At 68.1% G+C, this 20,660-nt stretch carries 26 protein-coding genes; 14 read left to right on the forward strand and 12 right to left on the reverse strand.

Annotated features, from left to right (window positions below; all coding sequences use genetic code 11):
- Window positions 1-34: 34 nt before the first annotated feature.
- Both VMT65_RS11475 and VMT65_RS11480 read left to right on the forward strand, forming a co-directional pair.
- Window positions 35-649, forward strand: a complete 615-nt coding sequence (locus VMT65_RS11475) for a class I SAM-dependent methyltransferase (RefSeq protein ID WP_326308078.1) — start codon at window positions 35-37, stop codon at window positions 647-649.
- 5 nt (window positions 650-654) lie between these two features.
- Window positions 655-1,008 carry a DUF2218 domain-containing protein gene (locus VMT65_RS11480; protein ID WP_326308079.1) on the forward strand — a complete coding sequence of 118 codons (354 nt, stop codon included), beginning with the start codon at window positions 655-657 and terminating at the stop codon, window positions 1,006-1,008.
- Window positions 1,009-1,020: 12 nt separating this feature from the next.
- Here VMT65_RS11480 and VMT65_RS11485 read toward each other — a convergent pair whose 3' ends face one another.
- From VMT65_RS11485 to VMT65_RS11500, 4 genes are read right to left on the reverse strand one after another with little or no spacing between them, the layout of a single operon-like run.
- Window positions 1,021-1,668 carry a response regulator transcription factor gene (locus VMT65_RS11485; RefSeq protein WP_326308080.1) on the reverse strand — a complete coding sequence of 216 codons (648 nt, stop codon included), beginning with the start codon at window positions 1,666-1,668 and terminating at the stop codon, window positions 1,021-1,023.
- Window positions 1,669-1,689: 21 nt separating this feature from the next.
- A complete protein-coding gene (locus VMT65_RS11490; protein ID WP_326308081.1) occupies window positions 1,690-2,850 on the reverse strand; it encodes a sensor histidine kinase in 1,161 nt (386 codons plus the stop codon).
- A 28-nt stretch (window positions 2,851-2,878) separates the two neighbouring features.
- Complete coding sequence (locus VMT65_RS11495) at window positions 2,879-3,580, reverse strand: ABC transporter permease (protein WP_326308082.1); 702 nt, start codon at window positions 3,578-3,580, stop codon at window positions 2,879-2,881.
- A 20-nt stretch (window positions 3,581-3,600) separates the two neighbouring features.
- Window positions 3,601-4,506: an ATP-binding cassette domain-containing protein gene (locus VMT65_RS11500; protein ID WP_326308083.1), complete on the reverse strand. Its 906-nt coding sequence runs from the start codon at window positions 4,504-4,506 to the stop codon at window positions 3,601-3,603.
- A gap of 176 nt (window positions 4,507-4,682) precedes the next feature.
- Here VMT65_RS11500 and VMT65_RS11505 point away from each other — a divergent pair, with 176 nt between their 5' ends.
- The 3 genes from VMT65_RS11505 to VMT65_RS11515 all read left to right on the forward strand — a co-directional run bounded on the left by VMT65_RS11505 (window position 4,683) and on the right by VMT65_RS11515 (window position 6,602).
- A complete protein-coding gene (locus VMT65_RS11505) occupies window positions 4,683-5,315 on the forward strand; it encodes a TetR/AcrR family transcriptional regulator (protein WP_326308084.1) in 633 nt (210 codons plus the stop codon).
- Window positions 5,316-5,317: 2 nt separating this feature from the next.
- Window positions 5,318-5,986: a VC0807 family protein gene (locus VMT65_RS11510; protein ID WP_326308085.1), complete on the forward strand. Its 669-nt coding sequence runs from the start codon at window positions 5,318-5,320 to the stop codon at window positions 5,984-5,986.
- Between the two features lie 181 nt (window positions 5,987-6,167).
- Window positions 6,168-6,602, forward strand: coding sequence for a hypothetical protein (locus VMT65_RS11515; protein WP_326308086.1), 435 nt, complete (start codon window positions 6,168-6,170; stop codon window positions 6,600-6,602).
- A gap of 20 nt (window positions 6,603-6,622) precedes the next feature.
- On the opposite strand, the gene VMT65_RS11520 is transcribed toward VMT65_RS11515, so the two are convergent.
- Complete coding sequence (locus VMT65_RS11520; RefSeq protein WP_326308087.1) at window positions 6,623-7,240, reverse strand: hypothetical protein; 618 nt, start codon at window positions 7,238-7,240, stop codon at window positions 6,623-6,625.
- 355 nt (window positions 7,241-7,595) lie between these two features.
- Here VMT65_RS11520 and VMT65_RS11525 point away from each other — a divergent pair, with 355 nt between their 5' ends.
- Complete coding sequence (locus VMT65_RS11525) at window positions 7,596-8,927, forward strand: lipase family protein (RefSeq protein ID WP_326308088.1); 1,332 nt, start codon at window positions 7,596-7,598, stop codon at window positions 8,925-8,927.
- Window positions 8,928-8,999: 72 nt separating this feature from the next.
- Window positions 9,000-9,371 carry an STAS domain-containing protein gene (locus VMT65_RS11530; protein ID WP_326308089.1) on the forward strand — a complete coding sequence of 124 codons (372 nt, stop codon included), beginning with the start codon at window positions 9,000-9,002 and terminating at the stop codon, window positions 9,369-9,371.
- Window positions 9,372-9,412: 41 nt separating this feature from the next.
- Here VMT65_RS11530 and VMT65_RS38410 read toward each other — a convergent pair whose 3' ends face one another.
- A complete protein-coding gene (locus VMT65_RS38410; protein WP_442790216.1) occupies window positions 9,413-9,862 on the reverse strand; it encodes an ATP-binding protein in 450 nt (149 codons plus the stop codon).
- Window positions 9,863-9,989: 127 nt separating this feature from the next.
- Here VMT65_RS38410 and VMT65_RS11535 point away from each other — a divergent pair, with 127 nt between their 5' ends.
- Window positions 9,990-10,427, forward strand: a complete 438-nt coding sequence (locus VMT65_RS11535; protein WP_326308090.1) for a hypothetical protein — start codon at window positions 9,990-9,992, stop codon at window positions 10,425-10,427.
- Between the two features lie 15 nt (window positions 10,428-10,442).
- On the opposite strand, the gene VMT65_RS11540 is transcribed toward VMT65_RS11535, so the two are convergent.
- Window positions 10,443-11,309 (reverse strand): alpha/beta fold hydrolase, encoded by an 867-nt coding sequence (locus VMT65_RS11540; protein ID WP_326308091.1) that lies wholly within the window; start codon window positions 11,307-11,309, stop codon window positions 10,443-10,445.
- A 281-nt stretch (window positions 11,310-11,590) separates the two neighbouring features.
- Here VMT65_RS11540 and VMT65_RS11545 point away from each other — a divergent pair, with 281 nt between their 5' ends.
- Window positions 11,591-12,169, forward strand: coding sequence for a TetR/AcrR family transcriptional regulator (locus tag VMT65_RS11545; protein WP_326308092.1), 579 nt, complete (start codon window positions 11,591-11,593; stop codon window positions 12,167-12,169).
- Window positions 12,170-12,311: 142 nt separating this feature from the next.
- The gene (locus VMT65_RS11550; RefSeq protein ID WP_326308093.1) at window positions 12,312-13,511 is read left to right on the forward strand and encodes a L,D-transpeptidase; all 1,200 of its coding nucleotides are present in this window, start codon (window positions 12,312-12,314) and stop codon (window positions 13,509-13,511) included.
- 3 nt (window positions 13,512-13,514) lie between these two features.
- Here the strand turns inward: VMT65_RS11550 and VMT65_RS11555 are convergent, their stop codons facing one another.
- Window positions 13,515-14,156: a TetR family transcriptional regulator gene (locus VMT65_RS11555; protein ID WP_326308094.1), complete on the reverse strand. Its 642-nt coding sequence runs from the start codon at window positions 14,154-14,156 to the stop codon at window positions 13,515-13,517.
- 118 nt (window positions 14,157-14,274) lie between these two features.
- On the opposite strand from VMT65_RS11555, the gene VMT65_RS11560 reads away from it, so the two are divergent.
- Complete coding sequence (locus VMT65_RS11560; protein ID WP_326308095.1) at window positions 14,275-15,057, forward strand: SDR family NAD(P)-dependent oxidoreductase; 783 nt, start codon at window positions 14,275-14,277, stop codon at window positions 15,055-15,057.
- Window positions 15,058-15,124: 67 nt separating this feature from the next.
- Here the strand turns inward: VMT65_RS11560 and VMT65_RS11565 are convergent, their stop codons facing one another.
- Together VMT65_RS11565 and pnuC are read right to left on the reverse strand one after the other, a co-directional pair.
- Window positions 15,125-15,580, reverse strand: a complete 456-nt coding sequence (locus VMT65_RS11565) for a helix-turn-helix domain-containing protein (protein WP_326308096.1) — start codon at window positions 15,578-15,580, stop codon at window positions 15,125-15,127.
- A gap of 147 nt (window positions 15,581-15,727) precedes the next feature.
- Window positions 15,728-16,357 (reverse strand): nicotinamide riboside transporter PnuC, encoded by a 630-nt coding sequence (pnuC, locus tag VMT65_RS11570; RefSeq protein WP_326308097.1) that lies wholly within the window; start codon window positions 16,355-16,357, stop codon window positions 15,728-15,730.
- A gap of 308 nt (window positions 16,358-16,665) precedes the next feature.
- Between pnuC and VMT65_RS11575 the strand changes: the two genes are divergently transcribed.
- The 3 genes from VMT65_RS11575 (at window position 16,666) to VMT65_RS11585 (ending at window position 18,373) form a co-directional block, all read left to right on the forward strand.
- A complete protein-coding gene (locus tag VMT65_RS11575) occupies window positions 16,666-17,259 on the forward strand; it encodes an Rv1733c family protein (RefSeq protein ID WP_326308098.1) in 594 nt (197 codons plus the stop codon).
- Between the two features lie 19 nt (window positions 17,260-17,278).
- On the forward strand, window positions 17,279-18,154 hold the full coding sequence (locus VMT65_RS11580; protein WP_326308099.1) for an SAM-dependent methyltransferase: 876 nt from the start codon (window positions 17,279-17,281) through the stop codon (window positions 18,152-18,154).
- A gap of 81 nt (window positions 18,155-18,235) precedes the next feature.
- Window positions 18,236-18,373 carry a hypothetical protein gene (locus tag VMT65_RS11585; RefSeq protein ID WP_326308100.1) on the forward strand — a complete coding sequence of 46 codons (138 nt, stop codon included), beginning with the start codon at window positions 18,236-18,238 and terminating at the stop codon, window positions 18,371-18,373.
- A gap of 28 nt (window positions 18,374-18,401) precedes the next feature.
- Here VMT65_RS11585 and VMT65_RS11590 read toward each other — a convergent pair whose 3' ends face one another.
- Window positions 18,402-19,817, reverse strand: a complete 1,416-nt coding sequence (locus tag VMT65_RS11590) for an ABC1 kinase family protein (RefSeq protein WP_326308101.1) — start codon at window positions 19,815-19,817, stop codon at window positions 18,402-18,404.
- A 63-nt stretch (window positions 19,818-19,880) separates the two neighbouring features.
- Window positions 19,881-20,651, reverse strand: coding sequence for an SDR family NAD(P)-dependent oxidoreductase (locus VMT65_RS11595; protein ID WP_326308102.1), 771 nt, complete (start codon window positions 20,649-20,651; stop codon window positions 19,881-19,883).
- Window positions 20,652-20,660: the final 9 nt, after the last annotated feature.

The raw sequence follows: 20,660 nt of genomic DNA on the forward strand, positions 1-20,660 counted from the left end.
GACCAGAGACACAGTGTCTCGATAAATTCGAAGCATGCCGACCGATCCCCACCCCGAGTACCACGACCCCGACGCGCCGGACACGCTGTACACGACCAAGCCGCCCTGGGATATCGACCGCCCTCAACCCGCCTTCGCGGCCCTCGCCGAATCGGGCGCACTCCACGGCCGTGTCCTCGATCTCGGTTGCGGCACAGGCGAACACGCGCTGCTCGCCGCCGGACTGGGCTTGGACGCCACCGGCATCGACCAGTCCGCGCAGGCCCTCGAGCTGGCTCGCGCCAAGGCCGCCGACCGGGGGTTGAAGGCCAGCTTCCGCCGCCACAATGCCCTCGACCTGGCCTCGCTCGGCGAAACCTTCGACACCGTCCTGGACTGCGGCCTGTTCCACCTCTTCGACGGCGCGGACCGCGCCGCCCTGGTCTCCGGCCTCACCGCCATCGTCCGCCCCGGCGGCCACTACCACCTCCTCGGTTTCAGCGACCGCCAACCCGGTGACTGGGGCCCGCATCGCCTCTCCCGCACCGATATCGAATCCGCCTTCCCCGCCGCCGACTGGCACCTCGACTCCCTCGAACCCGCCACCCTCGACATCAACCCGACCCCCGTCCCGGTCGCCGCCTGGCTCGCGGCCTTCACCCGCCGCTGATTCCCATGCCCGCCCTCGCCGCCCGCATACCCACCGATCGCCCCACCCGCTACCTCCGCCAGTTCCGTGCACACGCCGAGGCCATGGCATCCCCGCGCGCGGATCGCCTTCGATCCCATGCCGGGAAGTCGCACTCCCCCAATGACATTCAGCTCCATATCGACGGCAGCGACACCCACTGCATCGCCCGCTTCGGACCTTGGGGCACCTGCGCGCTCACTGCTGGCGACGGCGCACTGCTCATCCGCCTCGACTGCCCCGATGCCGATTCCCTTGCCCGCCTGCGAGACATCGTCGCCGCCGATCTCACCCGCTTCAGCGGCGGCGGCCTCGCGATCGAATGGAATCCCGAGCCGTAACAGGGCAGCCGGTCAGGCGAGGCCGGCTCGGAGGACGAGAATTGCTATTTGCGTGCGGTTTTCGAGGGCGAGTTTGGCGATGATGCGGCTGATGTGGACCTTGACGGTGGATTCGCTCATGTGGAGGGTGCGGGCGATTTCGGCATTGCCCGCGCCGGTGGCGACGGCTAGGGCGACCTCGCGCTCGCGGTCGGTGAGTTGGTCCAGGCGGGCGAGGGCGTCGGGCTGTTGGGAGGCGGGGCCCTGGGTGAAGGCGGTGAGCATGCGTTTGGTGATGGCGGGGGCGAGGATGGCGTCGCCCGCGGCGACCACCTCGACGGCGCGGGCCAGTTCGCGGGGCGGGGTGTCCTTGAGCAGGAAGCCCGCGGCACCGGATTCGAGGGCGGCGTAGACGTATTCGTCGAGGCCGAACGTGGTGAGGACGACGACCGCGGGCGGGTCCGGCAGGGCGCGTACGCGGCGGGTCACCTCGAGCCCGTCGACGTGGGGCATGCGGATGTCGGTGACCACCACGTCGGGGCGGTGCTTGTGAACCAGGTCGACAATGGCGCGGCCGTCGGCGTCCTGGGCCACCACCTCGATGCCGCCGCCCGCCTCCAGAATCATGGCTATGCCGGAGCGGACCAGCTCCTCGTCGTCGAGCAGCACCACCCGGATCACGCGACCTCCCTCATGACGGCGTCATTCATTGCTCGAATCCGGCTCGGCGAGCGGAAAAGTCGCGTGCACCACGTAACCGCCGCCCGCCAGCGGGCCGGAATGCAGACTGCCACCGGCCAATTCGACCCTTTTGCGCATGCCGAGCAGACCGAAGCCGGAACCCTGGGCGGCCAAGGGGGTGTCGTCGCCGTGGCCGTTGCGGACATCCACGTCGAGAACGCCGTCCACGACCGCCACTGCCGCGCGCACCTCGGCACCGGCCGCGTGCTTGGCGGCATTGGTCAACGCCTCCTGGACGATTCGGTAGGCGGCGCGGCCGATCGGACCGGGGACCGTCGGCAGTTCCTCGGGCATCGACAGCTCCACCCGCTGCCCGGCCGCGACGGCGTCGGAGACCAGTTCGGGGATCGCGGCCAGATCGGGTGCGGGGCGCAGCAGCTCGCGATCCGTCGAATTCCGTTGCGCCGCGGTGTCTACCGGTTCACGCAGGATGCCCAACAGTTCCCGCATCTCCGTCAAGGCCAGTGAGCCCGTGGTGCGGATGGTCCCCGCGATCTCGGCCGGTTTGCCGTCGGAGGAGACCTCCAGCGCCCCGGCGAGCACGGTGATCTGCGAGATCCGGTGTGCCACCACATCGTGCAGCTCCCCCGCGATGCGCAGCCGCTCGGCCTCCACGGCCGCGGTGGCGCGCAGATCGCGTTCACGCTCGGCCTGTTCGGCGCGTTCCCGCAGAGCGACAAGGGTTTCCCGGCGCTGACTGGTCCACAGGCCCAGCAGCAGGGGGACCGCCAGCACCACGGTCACAATCGCGGCGCGGCCGAAGAACAGGGCAGGGTAGCTGCCCGCGCCCCACGGCACGACGCTCGCGATCAGGACGGCCAGTGCCGACAGCCAGGTCGGACGACGGTTGCCGTAGCGATTGGCGACGGTGTAGATGGCCAGCAGTAGCGGCGCGAAGGCACCGACCAGCATCTCCGCGAGCGCGGCGGCCGCCAGCACGGGCAGTGGCCGGTAGCGCCGGAACAGCAGGGCGACACCCGCGGCGATCGCCACCGGCGGGCCCGCCGCGGCGGGCAGCAGTCCCAGCGGGGAGGTCTCCACCTCCGACAGCGCGACACTGCCGAAGGCCAGGGCGAGCACGGCATCGACGACCCACCTCGCGATCCGCCGTGTCCTGCTCACCCTGGCAACCCTAGTCGGCCCGGCATCCTCACACGTCACGGCGCGCGAGCAGCACGACACCGGCCGACAGCAAACCAGCAGTCAGGGCGAACAGCGGAAGCATCAGCAGCACCGGATTCCCGGCGCCGGGCTGTACCGCCTGCCCGGCGGACAGGAACGGCATGAGCTTCGGGCTCAGCCCGGCCAGCACGCCGCCGACCTCCACCACGGTCGGGAAGGCGACGGCCGCGACCATGGCGACGGTCGCGTTGCGGGTGAGCGCGGCGACGCCGAGACCGGCCAGCGCGGCCAGCGTCACGTACACCGGCACGGCGGCGAAAGCCCAAACGGTATGCGACATTTCGCGCGGCATCGTCGAGACCAGGCCCTGGACGAGCACGGTGATACCCACCAGCGAGGCCCCGTAGATCGCGGACAGCCCGCCGACGGTGAGCGCCTTCGCGGCCATCACCCGGCCCGGACGGCGCACCGTGAGCATGGTCGTGGTGATGGTGCCGTAGCGGTATTCGTGCCCGAAGGCGTTCACCGCGACGGCGGTCGCGAACAGCGCGGCCAGCACCAGCGGCAGGCCGTGGACCGAGGCCACGAATTGTTCGGCGGGCGTGGCGTAATCGCGGCTCGCGGACAGGTAGGCGATGAAACCCTGCAGGGCGAGCCCCACGGCCAGCAGCACCCAGGTGGAGCGCACGGTGACCAGGCGGGTCAGTTCGTAGCGAATGGCATTGGACATGACGGGAATTCCTGTCGGCGTCAGGCGGCGTGGCCGCGGTACTGGGCGGAGTCGGCGGTGGCGTGGAAGAAGGCGTCCTCGAGGCTGGTGCGCGCCTGGGTCAACTCGGTGACCAGCAGGCCCGCGCCCAGGGCGAGTTCGGCGACGCGCTGGCGGTCGTGGCCTTCGACCACCACCGCACCACCGGGCTCGACGTGTGCGCGGAAGCCATTGCGGCCCAGGATCTCCGCGAGCGCCTCCGGGCTGTCCGTGCGCGCCACGATGCGCTGGGCGGAATTGCGGCTCACGAACTCCGACACCGATTCCGCGGCCAGCAGCCGGCCCGCGCCGATGACGATGAGCGAATCCGCCAGGTGCGCCATCTCATTGAGCAGATGCGACGACACGAAAATGGTTCGACCCTCGCGCGCGAGCCCCTTGAGCAGATCGCGCAGCCACCGCACACCCTCCGGGTCCAGACCGTTGGCGGGCTCATCGAGGATCAGCGTGGCCGGATCGCCGAGCAGCGCGGCGGCCAACCCCAGCCGCTGCTGCATACCGAGGCTGAATCCACCGGCGTGCCGATGGGCCACATTGCTCAATCCGACCAGTCCGAGCACCTCGTCGACCCGGCTCGGGCAGATGCCCGCCCCGGCCGCGATCATGCGCAGGTGACCCAGGGCGGTGCGCTTGGGGTGAACCGAGCGAGCATCCAGCATCACGCCCACCGACCGCAGTGGATCGGCGAGTTCGGCGTAGGTCTGCTCGTCGAACAGGGTCCGGCCGCTGCCGTGGTCGAGCCCGAGCATGAGCCGCATGGTGGTCGACTTGCCCGCGCCGTTCGGGCCGAGGAAGCCGGTGACCACGCCGGGTCGCACGTCGAAGGACAGATTGTCGACCGCCGGGACATGCCCGTAGCGCTTGCCGAGTCCGCGCGCCTGAATCATCCGTTCACCTCGTATCGGAGGGGCGACGCCCGCTGCGTCACCGTGTCGCCTTCGACGATGCGGTGTTCGCGCGGCCCGAACATCAGACGACGGCACACGGCTGGCTAACACTTTTGGCTTATCCGCGGCCGCCAACCCTCTTGCTCGGTTGAGCAAACCCGCGTACGGTTTTGCTCATGCAAGCAAAACTCAACTCGGGCGAGCAACAGCCGGAGCGGACCTTCACCGAGACGGCCCGGCGCGCCCAGATCGTGGACGCGGCCATCGAGGTCATCGCCGAGCAGGGGTACGCGAACGTCTCGTTCGCCAAGATCGCCAAGCAGGCCGGGCTCAGCAGCACCGGCATGATCTCCTACCACTTCCGGGGCAAGGGCGATCTGATGCGCGAGGTCGTCGCCGGCATCATGGGGACCGCCGCCGAGTACGTGGGCGCGAAACTCGATGCCGAGCAGGGGTATCGGGGTCGCATGGCCGCGTTCTTCGGCGCGAATCTCGCACTGGCCGATGAGTACCCGAAACACATGCGGGCCCTGTCGAACATCGCCGCCAATGCCGGAACCGACGACCCGCACCTGTTCGGACTGCTCGACCAACTCGGTTCCGTACAGGCCGCCCAAGTGGAGCTGCTGCGGGCGGGTCAGCGCGAGGGGGTCTTCCGCGACTTCGACCCCGTCGTGATGATCACCGCCATTCGCGGCGCTCTCGATGCGGCAATCGCCCGCGCCGCCCACGATCCCGGCTTCGACACCGCCGTCGCCGCCCGGGAACTCGCCGAACTCTTCGACCGCGCCACCCGCAAGGACGCTTGATCATGACTCAGCCCGCCACCTCCGCCCAGACCACCCCCACCGACGACCAGAAGCGCGCCGCCCTGCGCAAACACATTGCGCGCCAGCTGTTCCTGGAGCTGATCCTGCCCATCGGCGCGTACTACGGACTGCGCGCGGCCGGTGTGAACCCCTGGGCGGCACTGGTCGCCCCGGCGCTGCTCACCCTCGCGTTCCTCGGCTACGACGCGCTGCGGCATCGCCGCGTCGACGGTGTCGCGCTGTTCACACTGCTCATGATCGTGGTGGGCACCGCGGTCTCCGTCGTCACCGGCGACCCCCGCACCCTGCTGGTGCGCGACAGCTGGCTCTTCGGCGCGATCGGGTTGTGGATTCTGGCCACGCTGTTCACCCAGCGGCCCATGATGCGCAGCGTCGCCCGCACCATTGTCACCGTCAAGGTCGGCGAGGCCGGTTATCGGGAATGGGATGCGCGCTGGGACAACGATTCTCGCTTCCGCCACCAGCTGCGCGTGCTGTCCGCGGTATGGGGTGTCGGCTTCGCCCTCGACGCCGTCATTCGGATCGTCGTCGCCTATTCGCTGCCCCTGGACGCCATTCCCCTGGTGACCACCCTGCAATGGCTGGCCGTGCTGGCGGTGCTGATTTCCTTCCATATCGTCTACGTGAATCGCAACGGCCTGAAAGTCTAGGGCCGGGAAATTGTGTTAGCCCCCTCGACAGAACTCTCGCCACCAGCCCGAATAGTGATACGTTTTCTCTATGGCCAAATCGGCCGGGTAAATCGTTGCGCATCAGGGAGATGCCGTGTCCAGGTCTGTGAAAGTTACTACCGCATGGGTTTGCGGGGGGATTCTCGGGATTGTTGCCGGGTTGTTCGGAGCGGGCGGCGCGCACGCCGACGACTCCGGCGGTCCGGTTCAGGTCGGGGACACCGTGTATTTTTCGCTCGACCAGTGGAACTGCTCCATCGCCGGGGACGGCGCGGTGGGTTGTGATCTCGCGGTTCCGGCCGCCGTCATGAATGTGCTGTATGCCGGAGCGCAGGTGCCATTCCCGAATGTGCCTGCCATAGTTATCGATTCGACGGCCACGCCCGCGCATCCGGAGTGGAACTCCAATGGCAGCCATACGCTGCCGGGCGGGAATCCGGGTTTGGCGGCCATCACCCAGGTGAGCGGACATGATCCGCGGTACTTCATCACCCATGCCGGGGCGACCTGCCAGATCACCTTCAATGGCTCTGCCGTGTGCAGTTCCATGGGGCACGGGTTCAGCCAAAGGGGACCAGTGCCTTTCGGCTACTGATCCCCTTCGGATTCGATCGATTACCGGAGCCAGACGCCGGAATCCCAGTCACCGTAGTCCCAGACATTGAAATCGTAACGACTATGCGCTCCCCCGAAGAGGTAACCCCACCAGCCCGCGTCGGTGTCGCAGATCTGGTCGTCGCTATTGCACACCGACAGGACCGGGAAGCCGCCGAACCAATCATCGACGCCCGCAAGGGGATAGCCGATGATGCCGCTGCCGGGAGTCGCGGAAAGACCCGGTCCGCCCGGGCCCGCGGCCCGCTTGGGATCCGCCAGCAGAATGGCATTCGCGTTATCGACGTCCTGGTGTGCGGTGACCCAGGCGTGCACGATTCCCGCGCCTTCGCTGTGGCCGATGATCCGAATGTGGTCATCGCCGCATTCGTTGCGGTGCTGCCAGAACAGCCGGTCGAGTTCGTTCAACCCCGACATCGGGTCGGCGGAGTTGTATCCGACGGGCTGGTTCACGAACGGAGCGAAGATCGACGACGTGTTGTCGCCGAGCCCGCCGATGCCGATCGCCCAATCACCGGTGCAGTCATCGGCATTGGCCTTCGGAGCCGTCAGGTGTGTCATGGTGGAAAAGAGGAGTGCCAACAGTAATGCGGCGAAGAGCGCCGTTGCTCTACGCATGGTCGTAAACTTTCTCTACGTACTTGCCTCCGGGGCCCGCCCGGCTTGCGCAACATGTACCCAGCAATTGCTGGCGTTCTTCATATCTGTTGAAACAGTTACAACCACCCCGTTTTTGTAGGCCGTTTCGCGATGTCAGCGGCCCGCGCCCCCATCCGCCCTCCGGCTTGCTCGGCATTGACGGCCGAACGCCCGAGAATCGAATACACGACCGGCCCTGTGCACGTGCACAATCCGCCCCCGCATCAGATTTGACGCCTGTCAGTAGTGCCGGGCGGCGCTTTCCGGTGAGCTGAGTCCAGGAGCGGTGCGTGTGTGGCGGGCCGCACGGATCAATGGTGATTCGGAGGGTGTGATGGACAAGTCACGGCGGCGGTTGGGCGTGGCGTTGGCGGCCGCGTGCGTGGTGGCGGGAACCGGTGTGGCGCAGGCGGATACGGGGTTTCCGCCCGTATTTCCGCCGGATCAGAATCAGTTGCCGCAGTTGCCGAGCGAGCCGCAGATCTATCGGGCGTTGCCGATTCCGGTGCCGGATCAGGATCCCTGGTACGACGATCCGGCCGATCTGGATTCCTATGCGCCGGGGCAGATCGTGCGCAGTCGCGAGGTGCAGACGCGGCTGCTCGGAGTGCCGTTCCCGGTGTACACCAAGCAGTTGCTGTTCCGGTCGGAGGATGTGCACGGGAATCCGATCGTCACCGCGACGACGGTGGTCGTGCCCGGCATTCCGTGGCAGGGCAGCGCACGGCCGGTGGTGTCGTTCCAGGAGGCCATCGACTCGACCGACTCGTCGTGCAATCCCTCGCACACCTTGCAGGTCGGAACCATGAAAGAGTCCGCGCTGGTGGTGTACTGGCTGCTGCAGGGCTTCGCCATCAACGTGCCCGACTTCGACGGGAAGTTCAATACGTTCAACACCTACGCCGAGGGCAAGATGGTCCTCGACAGTCTGCGGGCGATGAAAAACGATCCGGGCCTCGGGCTCACGGATTCGGGGATCGCCCTGTACGGGTATTCCGGCGGCGGCTCGGGTTCCATCCGCGCGGCCGAGCTGCGCGCCACCTACGCACCCGATGTGCGTCTGCTCGGGACCAGTATCGGCGGCGCGCCCGGCGATCTGATGGCCCAGGCCCGCTATGCCACCCAGGAACAGCCCGGGCTCACCGGAACCAGCAATTTCACCATGTGGCTCGGATTCGCCTCGCTCTCACGCGAATACCCCGAAGCCTTCGACGCCGCCGACCTGCTCACCCCCGAGGGCCAGCAGATCGTGGCCGACCTGCAGCACCGCTGCTACGCGACCATCGCCCTCACCGGCAGCTACCGCCCGATCAGCGACTACTACCAGCCGGGCAAGTCCCTGGAGACGTCTCCGGAGATTCAGAAGGTCCTGCAGGACAACAGTCTCGGCCACTACATCCCCGACACCCCGATCCTGTGGTGGCACGGACTGTGGGACGAACTCATCCCACCCGCCGAGGTGGTCCTGCCGACCGTCCAATCCTATTGGGACCGAGGCGCGGACCTCCGCTTCTACACCGCACCCACCCCCGAGCACATCACCAACGCGGTGACCGGCTGGATCCCGGCCGTGGCGTGGATCAGCGCCGTCCTGCGCGGCCTACCCCCGGGCCCCCGCTTCCTGGCCGCCTACGCTCCCCTCCCACCCGGATTCCCCGGAGCCTGAAGGGGGAACGAGGATCGCCCGAGCGCGATCGGGCGCGATCTGGGGCGGGCGCTGCCCTCTATAGTCGCCAATGTGGCAGACCATGAACAGGACTCCTCGACGGTTGAACTGCGGGTCCGGTACCGGATGATCGACGATGTTGCTGTCGTTGCGGTCCAAGGGGAAGTCGATACCCTCACCGCGCCACAGCTGGCGGCGGCGGTGCGGTCCGCTCTCGACACGACCCGCAGCCCTTACTGCATCCTCGACCTGACCGAAGTGTGGTTTCTCGACGGTGCCGGGCTGCAAACTCTCGCCGAGGCCAGCAAAGCCGCCGAAAATCGCAAGCAGCCCTTGCGAATCGTCGTTGACGCCAACCGACCAGTCATTCGCCCGCTCGAGATGTCTGGTCTAGAGGCATACCTCGCCCTGTACCACACGGTCGAGGAAGCCCTGGCGGCCTGAACCGAGTCCGTATGCTGCACGACCTCGGTGTAGTTGCGCAATCAGGGTGGCGGTGCAGCGTTGGCTACGCGGAAGTTCGGCCTGTCGAGCGGAAGTTCCGCCCACACCGTCTTGAATCCGGGATATCGAACGACTCCCCACGCATTGGCCAAACAGTCGACAAGGACAATCCCCCGTCCACCGGGGGCCGTGCCCGGAGTGGCCACGTACGGTTCACCCGCTCCGCAGTCGTCGACCTCGACTCGTAGACGAGTCGGCGAGGACAGCAGCGATACGCGACAACGCCACGGCGGACGACCGTGAGCGAGCGCGTTCGATACCAGCTCGTCGACGACCAGAACCGCATCCTCGACGAGGATCCCGGTCCCGGGAACGAGCAAAGCGCGCACCATGTTTCGGATATGCCACACCGGTAGGACGTCGAGGTCGAACTCTTGGAATCGCTCGCCATCTTCGCGACTCAGCCACGGTGGCGTTGTCATTGCTCGCATCTCCGCTCGTTGCCGGAATACGACGCCTTCTTACCCGTGCGGCCAGAGTAATCCGGCTGGAGGTCCGGCAACAACCAACTCGAGTGAACTGTCCCTCTTGCGGCAATGAGTGCCTAGAGTGACGACCATGGCGCCCACCGAGCGCACCATCGCCCGGCGTTATCCGGACCGAGTCACCTACGACCGCGCCACCGCCTACGCGATTCTCGACGAGGCATTGGCAGCTCGCGTCGGATTCACCACCGACACCGGACCCGTGGTCATCCCCACCCTGCACGCATTCGGCACCGCCACCCGCATCGACGACCCCGCCGACCGCGTCGCCGACCTCGAACACATCGTGGACACTATCGTCCCGGGCCGACTCACCGGCCCTTACCCATCCCGCCCGCCCAGCCTCAAGGACGGCGTCCAAGCCTGGGCAGGCAGAATCCCTCTCCCCCTCACCGTCGGTACCCCAATCGCCGACTCCCACACCGGAACCCGATTCCCCGCCCCCGACTACACCACCCGAGCAGCCGAAGATCAACACGCCGAGATCATCTCGGCCCATCGAACGCACTGAGCTGGAGCCTGAAGGCTATCCACAGGTCGACGGGGCGGGCTTGTCGGCGAAACGGTCCGCGATCCATGACAGTGTGGTGCCGAAGAAGGTGACCGCGAGATTGGCGCTGTGACCGAGGATCGAGCCGGGAAGCAGTGTGGGGAGCCCGGTCTCGGTCAACGCGACCGTGGCTCCCCCGCCGCACCAGGTCGAAGCGAGTTCGCGCACCGGTCCCGGCGGGACTACGTCATCATTGGCACCGGTGAGCATTGCGACGGGCACCGACGGCGTTCGGTGCCCGAGCGCCAGATCGTCGAGAGCCGCTCGCGTGACCGGGTTTTCGGTGAGCTCCCGCGCGAGCGGTCGTCCCGAGTTCGTCCACTCCGAGATGTGGTGCAGGCCGTAACGCAGCGTGGTTTCCGCCACGCACTGGGTCGCGACCGCGTCCATCATGCCCCGTCCCTCCCGGTTCATGATCCCGTCCACCTCGGGCACGGTCTCGGGATGCGCGGCTTCGAGCCCGTTCAGCGCGTATCCCACCAGCCCCGCGGACAATCCGCCGTCGAGCCGATCGAAGAACGACGCCAAATCCACCGGCGCGGCCCCCACACTCACACCCTTGACATCCAAATCCGCCCAATACTCGGCCAATTGCTCGGCCACTCCCCCGGCCGCATTCCCACCTTGCGAGTATCCCGTGAACACCACCGGCCCATGCTCGGAAATCGTTGCGAGCCCCAGCTTTTGCGCCGCACGCACCGCATCGATAGCAACATGCGCCTCCACCACCGGATTCATATAGCTGTCCGCATTCGCCGCCCCCAACCCCGCATAATCCGGAATCACCACCGCATACCCCCGCGCCAACAGCGCGTACATGAACGGCACCTCGTACTCGGCCATCACATCGCAACGACAATCAGCCGATATCCCCGGCGCACAACGACGGCCAAACCGAACTCCAAAATTCAGAACGCCGCGTCACTTCCACAGCGAATCCGCACATCGTAGGACCCCTCCCGCTGCGTGGGTGACCAATTCGAAGAGCGTTGGGGTTCACGGTGCGGCGGGTGCATTTGACGGACAAGGTGCTGCGGATCGGTGAGGGCGGGCAAGGCTAGGTCGCGGGGCTGGAACCTATGATGGTTAGGTTCTGGCCGAGGTGATGCGGGAAGGAGGCGGGGATGTCGCCGCGGGTTGGGTTGAGTACCGAGCGGGTGGTTCGGGCGGCGGCGGAACTCGCCGATGAGATCGGGTTCGAGAAGCTCACGCTGTCGGCGCTGGCTCGGCGGGTGGGGGTGAAGGATCCGAGTCTGTATGTACATGTGCGGAATCTGCATGATCTGCGGGTTCGGGTGGCGCTGTTGGCCAGTGGGGAGCTCAATGATCGGATCGGGGCGGCGGTGGCCGGGCGGGCCGGGAAGGATGCGCTGGTCGCGTTCGCCGATGCCTATCGCGCCTACGTGCTCGAGTATCCGGAGCGGTACGCGGCCACGCAGATTCGGATGCACCCGGCCGAGGTCGCCGGTGAGCCCGCGCTGCTGCGCAGTATCGAGTTGACCGGGGCCATCCTGCGCGGCTACGGGCTGGACGAGCGCGAGGGGCTGGACGCGGCTCGCCTGCTGCGCAGCACTTTTCACGGGTTCGCCACCTTGGAGGCCGCGGGTGGATTCGCGCACTCGCGCTCGACCGCGGACTCGTGGCCGCACATTGTCGACGCACTCCATCAGACGCTGTCGAACTGGCCGTCCTACCCCGACTGACCGCCGAAGTTGATCGAGGAATGGTGACAGTTGGACGACGGATCGGTTCAGTCCCGGCCTGTCCTCACCACCTCCGATCCGTCCTGACCCACGCTGAGACCGGTCCTCACAGTCGTGGGCACGTGGCGAAGGGAGGCACACGGTGGGTTTGCGACGTCGTGAGCTACTGCTCGGGTTTGCCGGTGTGGGCGGCCTCGCCCTGGCCGGATGCGGCCGCGAGAACGCCAAACCCGCCAAGCCACCCGAACCCGCGGTCCTGCGCTTCGATCCCGCACCCGGCCTGATCAATGTCGAACCACGCAGACCCGGACTGGTCACGGTCACCGGCGGCACCCTGACCTCGGTCGAGTGGATCGACGAAACCGGCAGGGCGCTACCGGGTATCCAGGCACCCGACCACCGCACCTGGACGAGCTCCGAACCGCTCGGATACGGCCACACCTACACCGCGAAGGCGGTGGCACACGGCGCGACCGGCGATATCACCGCCACCGCCACCTGCACGACCGTCGACCCCGATCGCCTCGTCGACGTCTCCCTGCGCTCGTCCAACCTGAACGAGATCGCCGAAAACGAGGTCTACGGCGTGGGTTTCGTCCTCGTCGCCCACTTCGACGAGCCCGTCGACCGCGCCGCCGCCGAACCCTGCCTGCAGGTCGTCACCGAACCCGCCACCACCGGCGCGTGGTACTGGCTCGACGACCGGAACGCCCATTGGCGGCCCGAGCGCTACCACGCCCCCGGAACCCGAATCACCGTCTCCGCCAACCTCTTCGGCATGCCGCTGGGCGACGGCGCGTACGGCCAACGCGACCAACGGATTTCGGTCACCATCGGCCCCGCCCACGTCGCCATCGCCGACGACGACACCAAACAGATCGAGGTCTTCGAGAACGGAAACCTGGTGCGCACCATGCCGACCTCCATGGGCATGGGCGGCACCGCGGTCATCGGCGGCCGCACCCTGTCGTTCTGGACCCGCCCCGGCGTCTACACCGTCCTGGACCGCAAGGACCCGGTCATCATGGACTCCGCCAGCTACGGCCTGCCCACCAATTCCGGCCTCGGCTACCGCACCAGCATCAACAAGGCGGTACGCATCAGCCACGACGGCATCTACGTCCACGAACTGGCCGCCAGCATGTGGGCCCAGGGCAATACCGACGTCTCGCACGGCTGCCTCAATATCTCCCCCGACGACGCCGCCTGGTTCTACGACTACGTCATCCCCGGCGACGTCGTCGAGGTCCGCAATACCGGCGGCGACCCCCTCGACATCTGGCAGAACGGCGACTGGACCATCCCCTGGCCCGACTGGCTGCACGGCTCGGCGCGCGGCTGACCACTACAGCAGGGGGTGCGCGGCGAGCCGGGCCAGGCAGGTGTCGACGAAATCGGCGGCGGAGCCCGGATCCTCACTCGCGGCCCACAGTTCGGTGGCCAGCCGCACCGCGGTATTGGCCATGGCCGCGGTGAGCGCCACATCGAGATCGTCGACCGGCCGCGCGGTACGGGTGGCGATGATCGGGATGAGTTGAGATTCGGTGTCCTGCTGGACGCGTAGCCAGGTGGCACGCAGCGCGGGCAGCTGGGTGGCGGCGCGGACCAGGGGACGCAGGCTGGATTCGGGCATGGACTCGGCGGCCAGCGTGCGGCCGGTGGCGCTGCGGTAGGAGCGCGAGAGTGCCTCGCGCAGTGGCAGATCGGGTGGGCAGGCCGCCAATTCGGTTGCCCAGGCCTGGGTTCCGATGGCCAGCAGGGGCGCCAGGACGTCTTCCTTGCTCGCGAAGTAACGGTAGAACGTGCGTAACCCCATGCCCGCCGCCGCCGCGATCTCCTCGACCGTGGTCGCGGTGTAGCCCTTCTCGATGAACAGCCGGGCGGCGGCGAGCGCGACCTCGCGGCGGGTGGCCGCGCGCCGGGTCTCGCTCAGCGCGGGCCGTCCGGCGCGGGCGCGCTCGCGGGTCGTGGGTGCCTCGCTGGTCATGACGGGCGCTCGCTGGTCATGAAGGGCACTGTACCCAGGGCCGAAAGTATTTATGGCGCGCCCTGCCATTTATGGCATATCGTGTCAGAAAGTAGTTCTCTCGATCAGGAAGTGATCCATGAACCGTCTCGAGCAGCGCCGCATTCTGGTCACCGGCGCCGGGTCCGGCATCGGGCAGGCCACCGTTCTCCGACTGCTGGCCGAGGGCGCGGTCGTCGCCGGGGCCGACGTCAATGCCGAGGGCCTGGAGTTGACCCGCAAGCAGGCCGTCGAGGCGGGCACCGCCGCGCGGCTGACGACCTTCGAGATGAACATCGGCGTCGAGGCCGAGGTGATCGCGGGCGTGCGCGACGCGGTCGAAGCGCTCGGCGGGCTGGACGCGGTGGTGAACGCCGCGGGCATCCTGCGCGCGGCCCACACCCACGAGACGTCGCTGGAGCTGTGGAATCAGATCATCGGTGTGAACCTGACCGGAACATTCCTGGTGATCCGCGAGGCGCTGCCCGCGCTGCTGGCCAACCCGCGCAGCACCGTCGTGAATTTCAGCTCGACCTCGGCCAATTTCGCGCACCCGTACATGGCCGCCTACTCCGCGAGCAAGGGCGGCATCCAGACGCTGACCCATGTGCTGGCCCTCGAATACGGCAAGCAGGGCCTGCGCGCGGTGAGCGTCGCGCCGGGCGGCATCAAGTCCGGCATTACCGACGCGACGCCGGGCTACCTGCCGCAGGACGCCGACTGGTCGCTGTTCGGTCGCCTGATCGCCGTACTGCCGCAGGACAATCCGGCCGAGCTGGCCGGTCCGGAGAATGTGGCGGGCGTCATCGCCATGCTGGTCTCCGATGACGGGCGCTTCATCAGCGGCACCGAGATCCGCATCGACGGCGCGGCGCACACGTAGGCGGCGAGACTTTCGCCCCGACCGAATACCGGTCGGGGCCTTGCCCTTCGGATACGGCTCGCGCGAACTAACGCGCGCTGCCGACCAATTCGGCCGCGCTGCCCGCGAGAATGGCACCGGCGGTCCCGGCGGGCCATTCCAGCCCGGCGTCCAGCTTGGCCAGCACATCCTCGGCGGGCGACTCCATCAGGCACCGCTCGATCTGGCTGATCGCCCCGGCCGACGGCCCGCCCTGCTTGGCCACGTCGGCCTGCGTCCAGCCGTTCTCCTTGCGCCGTGCCTTGACTCGATCCGCGAGCGCCTTGATATCCGGCGCGCCCGCGGCGGCACTCGGCTTCGCCTCCGCCTTGGCCTTCGCGCCGGTCGCCTTCGCGGCCGCCGGCTCGGGCTTCGCCGTCTCCGCCTTGGCCGCGGCCTTGGCCTCGACCGGCTTAGACGCCGCGTCCTGCGGCTTAGTCTTGCCGGAGGTGATCAGTCCCTGCGTAATCAGTCGGGACCGCTTCCGCCTACCCATTTTCGCCATATACCGCTCCTCGATCCACGAGCCCAACCTTCACTGAAACCTCGGAAAGGTTGCCACAGGTTGGCGAGAATCCCGGGCGATCCGCACACTTCGGCGCGCCACCCGCACCAGAAGGCCGTGTACTGGACAATTCCCGCGAAACGGGTGTCAGGCGGGCGTGGCGGCCAGAGTTGCTCGGCGGGTGCGGTATTCGCGCCGCCAGCGGAAGTAGCCGAGCAGGACAAGGACGAAGAAGACGCCGTAGACCGCGCCCGAGGCGTACAGACCGGACTTCAGGGCCAAAGGGACGCCGACCAGATCGACCAGCATCCAGATGATCCAGAAGTCGGTGAGCGCCCGGCTCTGGGCGAAGGTGGCGATGGCGCTGCCGACGAAGACGTAGGCGTTGGCCCACGGCGACCAGGCGATGTGCAGCCAGGACAGGTGCGCGAACGCCTCGGCGACCGCCGCGGTGCCGATCGCCAAGACCGCCAACAGGGTCAGCCGTTCCCGGCGGGAGGCCGGGCGGACCATGAGGTCCTGATGATCACGGGTGCCGCGGGTCCAGGCCAGCCACCCGTAACCCGCGAGCGCGATGAACAGCAGTTGCTTGAGCGCGTTTCCGGGCACGTGCGCGTGAATCGACGCCGCCAGCAACAGGACCGCACCGACCAGTTGGACCGGCCAGGTCCACACCGTCTTGCGCATGGCCAGCCACACCACCGCCAGCGACAGCACGTTGCCGATGGCGTCGGTCCACAGAATGTGCTCTCCGAGCAGGTCGAATGCGGCGTTCACGCGAACCACCGTGCCATATCGCCCGCCGGAGGGGGTAAGCGCTCGATATGACACACACGATCACGCACACCGCCACGGTGCCGCCGGTCGAACCACCCGAGCCGCGGCCACCGCTGCGGCCCGACGAACCCGTCCCGGTTCCGCATCCGCCGACGCCGTTCCCCTCGCCCGGCCCACCGGTCCCCCAGCCACCCGATCCGATGCCGTATCCCACACCGCCGGAACCGATTCCGAACCCGGACCCGCAATGGCCTACCCGCCCGCGGTGGCCCGCGGCGCGCCGGTGCGGCACCGGATAGGCGGTCGAGATGAGACGCTCCCCTTCGACGCTGCGGCGCACCCTGCGCACCGCGCCGTGGAGCCGCAATCCCCTCATGCGCCCGCTGGATCGGCTCGAGGGCTGCCTGTGGATTCTCGCGCTGCTCGCGGCCGTGGCCGTCCTGCCGCTGGCGGCGGCCTGGGGCAACGACGCGACACACGCGGCCGCGGAGCGCATTCGCCTCGACAATGCGAGCAAGGTCCGGATCACGGCCACCCTCACCGGCGATCCCGTCCGCCCCGCCACCGGCGACGGCGCACCGATCGGTCAGCCCCGCGCCCCGGTCCGATGGAATCAACTCGGCCACGCCGGAAATGCCACGGTCGAGGTGCCCGATACCGCGAAATCCGGTGACCCCGTCGACATTTGGCTCAACCGCAACGGCCACCCCACCGGTGCGCCGCGGTCCCTGCGCAATGCCGACGCGCAGGGTCTGGATATCGCGCTGCTCACGGTGCTCGGCACCTGGTACGCCGTGAGCATGCTGGTCTGGGGTGGGCACCGGGTGCTCACGCACCGCCGTGAGTCCGAGTGGGGACGTGAATGGCAGGTCCTGGGCAGAGGCATCGGCCATGAGCATTAGGCGGAGTACGTTGGCGATCATGCGTACCGATGATGATTCTTGGGACATCAAGACGAGTGTCGGATCCACCGCCCTGTTCGTGGCCGCCGCCCGCGCCCTGGCCGGACGCGCGCCCGACGCACCGGCCCGGGACGAGTTCGCCGAACTGTTCGTGCGCGCGGCGGGCCCGGAATGGGTCGATCTGCTCGAGGGTCGTGCGCCCGAACATCCGCTGCTGACACCGGATTTCGGCGCGCAGTTCCAGCAGCATCAGATCGCGCGGACGCGATACTTCGACGACTTCATGACCGCGGCCGCCGCGGCGGGCATCCGGCAGGTGGTGATCCTGGCGGCCGGGCTGGACTCGCGCGCCTACCGGCTGCCCTGGCCCGACGGCACCGTGCTCTACGAACTGGACCAGCCGCAGGTGCTGGCGTTCAAACGCAATACCCTCACCGCCGCCGGGCACAAGCCGATCGCCGAACGCCACGAGGTGGCGGTCGACCTGCGCGAGGACTGGCCGAAGGCCCTGCGCGAGGGCGGTTTCGACCCCGATGCGGCGACCGCCTGGCTGATCGAGGGCCTGCTGATCTACCTGACCCCCGCCGCGCAGGATCAGCTCTTCGACGCCGTCGCCGCGCTCAGCGCGCCCGGCAGCCGGGTCGCCATCGAGCAGATGGACCCCCTGCCCGCCGAGGCGGTGGCGGCCATGTCCGAGGGCGACGACTCCGGTTCGGAGTGGGTGTCGATGATCTACAACGAGCCGCGCACCGACTCCACCGAGTGGTTCGCCGGACGCGGATGGACCGGTCAGCGCGTGCGCCTCACCGACTACATTCGCGACCTCGGCCAGACCTTGCACAGCGCGGGTCCGCAGCAACAGTCGCTGATCAGCCTCGTCACCGTCACCCGCTGATTCGAACCGAAGTTTGCCAGACGATTACTATCGGGACATTCGGCTCGAATCCTGCACACCGATCCAGGATGGAGAACACGAATGAACGCACCGACCCGCGCCGCCCGTCGCCGCGCCACCGCACTGCTGGTATACCCGCGAGCCCTGCAACTGGGTCTCGGCCTCGCGCTGCGCTCCCGGCGGCGACGCGGGCTGTATCACTCCGTTCGCACGACATAGACCACCCCGTTCGCACGATATGGCCGACTCACGGATTCGGCCGTCGATTCGATTCGTAGCGCCGGATCGTGTCGGCCAAGCCGGGCCACCAGGACAGGAATTCGTCCCGGATCGGTCCGTGGGTGCCCAATTGGCACAGCACGCCCATGGTCGTGGTGGCCGAGCGGGCGACGGCGGTCAGTTCGGGTGGCAGTGTCATCTGGCGGAAGACGTTGGACAGGCGGATGCGCAGCAGGGCGCGGGACTGTTCGCGGACCCATTCGGGAGTGAGCCGAAAGTCCTTGTGCAGCAGTATCTCCAAGAACGGTCGCGTCAGCCGGATGAACTCGTCGACGTCGAAAGCCTGTCCGGGCCGGACGAATCCGTGGGCGCGCAAGGCCGATTCCAGTTCGTCGGGCGTGCCGTTGTACAGCACCTCACCGAGCTCGGCGACCGTGCGTTCCAGGTTCGGCGGCGGGGCGGCGCACGCGCCGAAGTCGACGACGCCGAGGCGGCCGTCCGGCAGCACGAGGAAGTTGCCGGGATGCACGTCGCTGTAATGCAATCCGCTGCGGACCCGGCTGGATTCGATGAAGCGCAACACCGCGAACCCGGCCCGGCTGCGCTCCTGCGGGCTGCCGCTGGCGATCACCGCGCTCAGCGGCGTCCCGTCCACCCATTCGCCGATCAGCACCTCGTCGGCGTGCTCGACGACATTGGGCACCAGGAATTCCGGATCCCCGGCGAAGGTGTCGGCCATGATCTGCTGGTGTGCGCCCTCGCGGTGGTAGTCGAGTTCGTCGCCGACGATGACGCACACCATGCTCACCACGGCCCGCACATCCGCCCCGGGCATGAGCGCGCCGATAATGCCCGACATGCCGCGCAGCATGCGCAGATCCGCTTCGACGGCCGCCCGCGCACCGGGATACATCACCTTCACGGCCACCGCGCGACCGTCGTGCCACACCGCGCGATGCACCTGCCCCAGCGAGGCGGCCGCCGCCGGACGATCGTCGAACTCGCGGAACCGAGCCCGCCACTCGGGTCCGAGATTCGCCGCCAGCACCTGATGCACGAGCGCGGGCAGCATCGGCGGCACCGAATCCTGCAATCGGCTCAGCGCGTCCCCGGCCAATTCGGCGAAGTCCGCACCCGCCAGGTCGAGGGGCAGCACCGCGCGATAGACCGCGGCCATCTGACCGACCTTGGCCGCGCAGCCGCGCAACTCCCCGAGCACCTCGAACAGATGCTGCGCGGTTCGCATTTGAATGTCGCGCTCGACCTCCGCGGCCGGACGCCCCAGCATCCGCCGCCCACGCCCCGCCATGCGACGGCCCATATAGGCGACCGGGATACCGGCCAGCTTGGTATCGCGCACCAGACGGCTCGTCGGCACCGGCCGCGCCGTCGCGGGGAACGGGATCACCCGTGCCACCGCATTCCCCGAACCCGAATCGGTCATGTCCACACCACCCACCGTTTCTGCGGTCTGCAGTCTGGCACACGCCGGTTGCGGGACCGGCGGTCACCGCAGCCGAATCGGTTCACCGAAGCGACGGGACAGCAGGCGGTAGCCGGTCGGGGCGAGGGCGCGGGCGGTGGCGGCGAGGCGCGGCCAGCGGGGGACCCATCGTTCGGGGGTGCCGTGCTCGATCATGCGGACGATCGCGTCGGCGACCGTCTCCGGTGCGATCGGGCGCGGCCGGGAGCGGTCGTAGGGGCGGCCGCGGGCGGTGAAGAATCCGGTGCGGACGGCCGACGGAACCACCAGGCCGATCTCGACGCCGGATCCGGCGGCCTCGAGGCGCAGGCTTTCGGCGAAGAGGTCGAGTCCGGCCTTGGCCGCCGCGTACACCGTCTCGCCCGCGACCCCGAGGCGACCCGCGATGGAACCGACGAAACACACACCGCCGCTGCCCCGTTCGACCATGGCGGGTAAGAGCAGGCGGGTGAGTTCCACGTGCCCGACGAGATTGACGTCCAGGACGCGATGCAGGTGGTCCGGCGGCATCGCGGTGAACGGGCCCGACCAGCCCAGTCCGGCATTGGCGACCAGGATGTCGACCCGACCGTAGGCCGCCAGCGCGGCCGCCACCAGCGCCGCGCGCTGTTCCGGTTCCGCGAAGTCCGCCACCAGACCCAGCGCGCCCAAGCGATCGGCGGTCTCCTCGACCTCCGCGGCGACATGACCGTGCACCAGGACGCGGGCCCCGCGCGCCACGAGCCGTTCGGCGGTGGCCGCGCCGATTCCCGTCGATCCGCCGGTGACCAGTGCCACCGCGCCTTCGATTCGCACCCTCCGATC

Origin of the sequence: Nocardia sp. CDC153, assembly GCF_035818515.1 — a bacterium.
In the GTDB taxonomy this organism is placed as follows: Bacteria; Actinomycetota; Actinomycetes; order Mycobacteriales; family Mycobacteriaceae; genus Nocardia.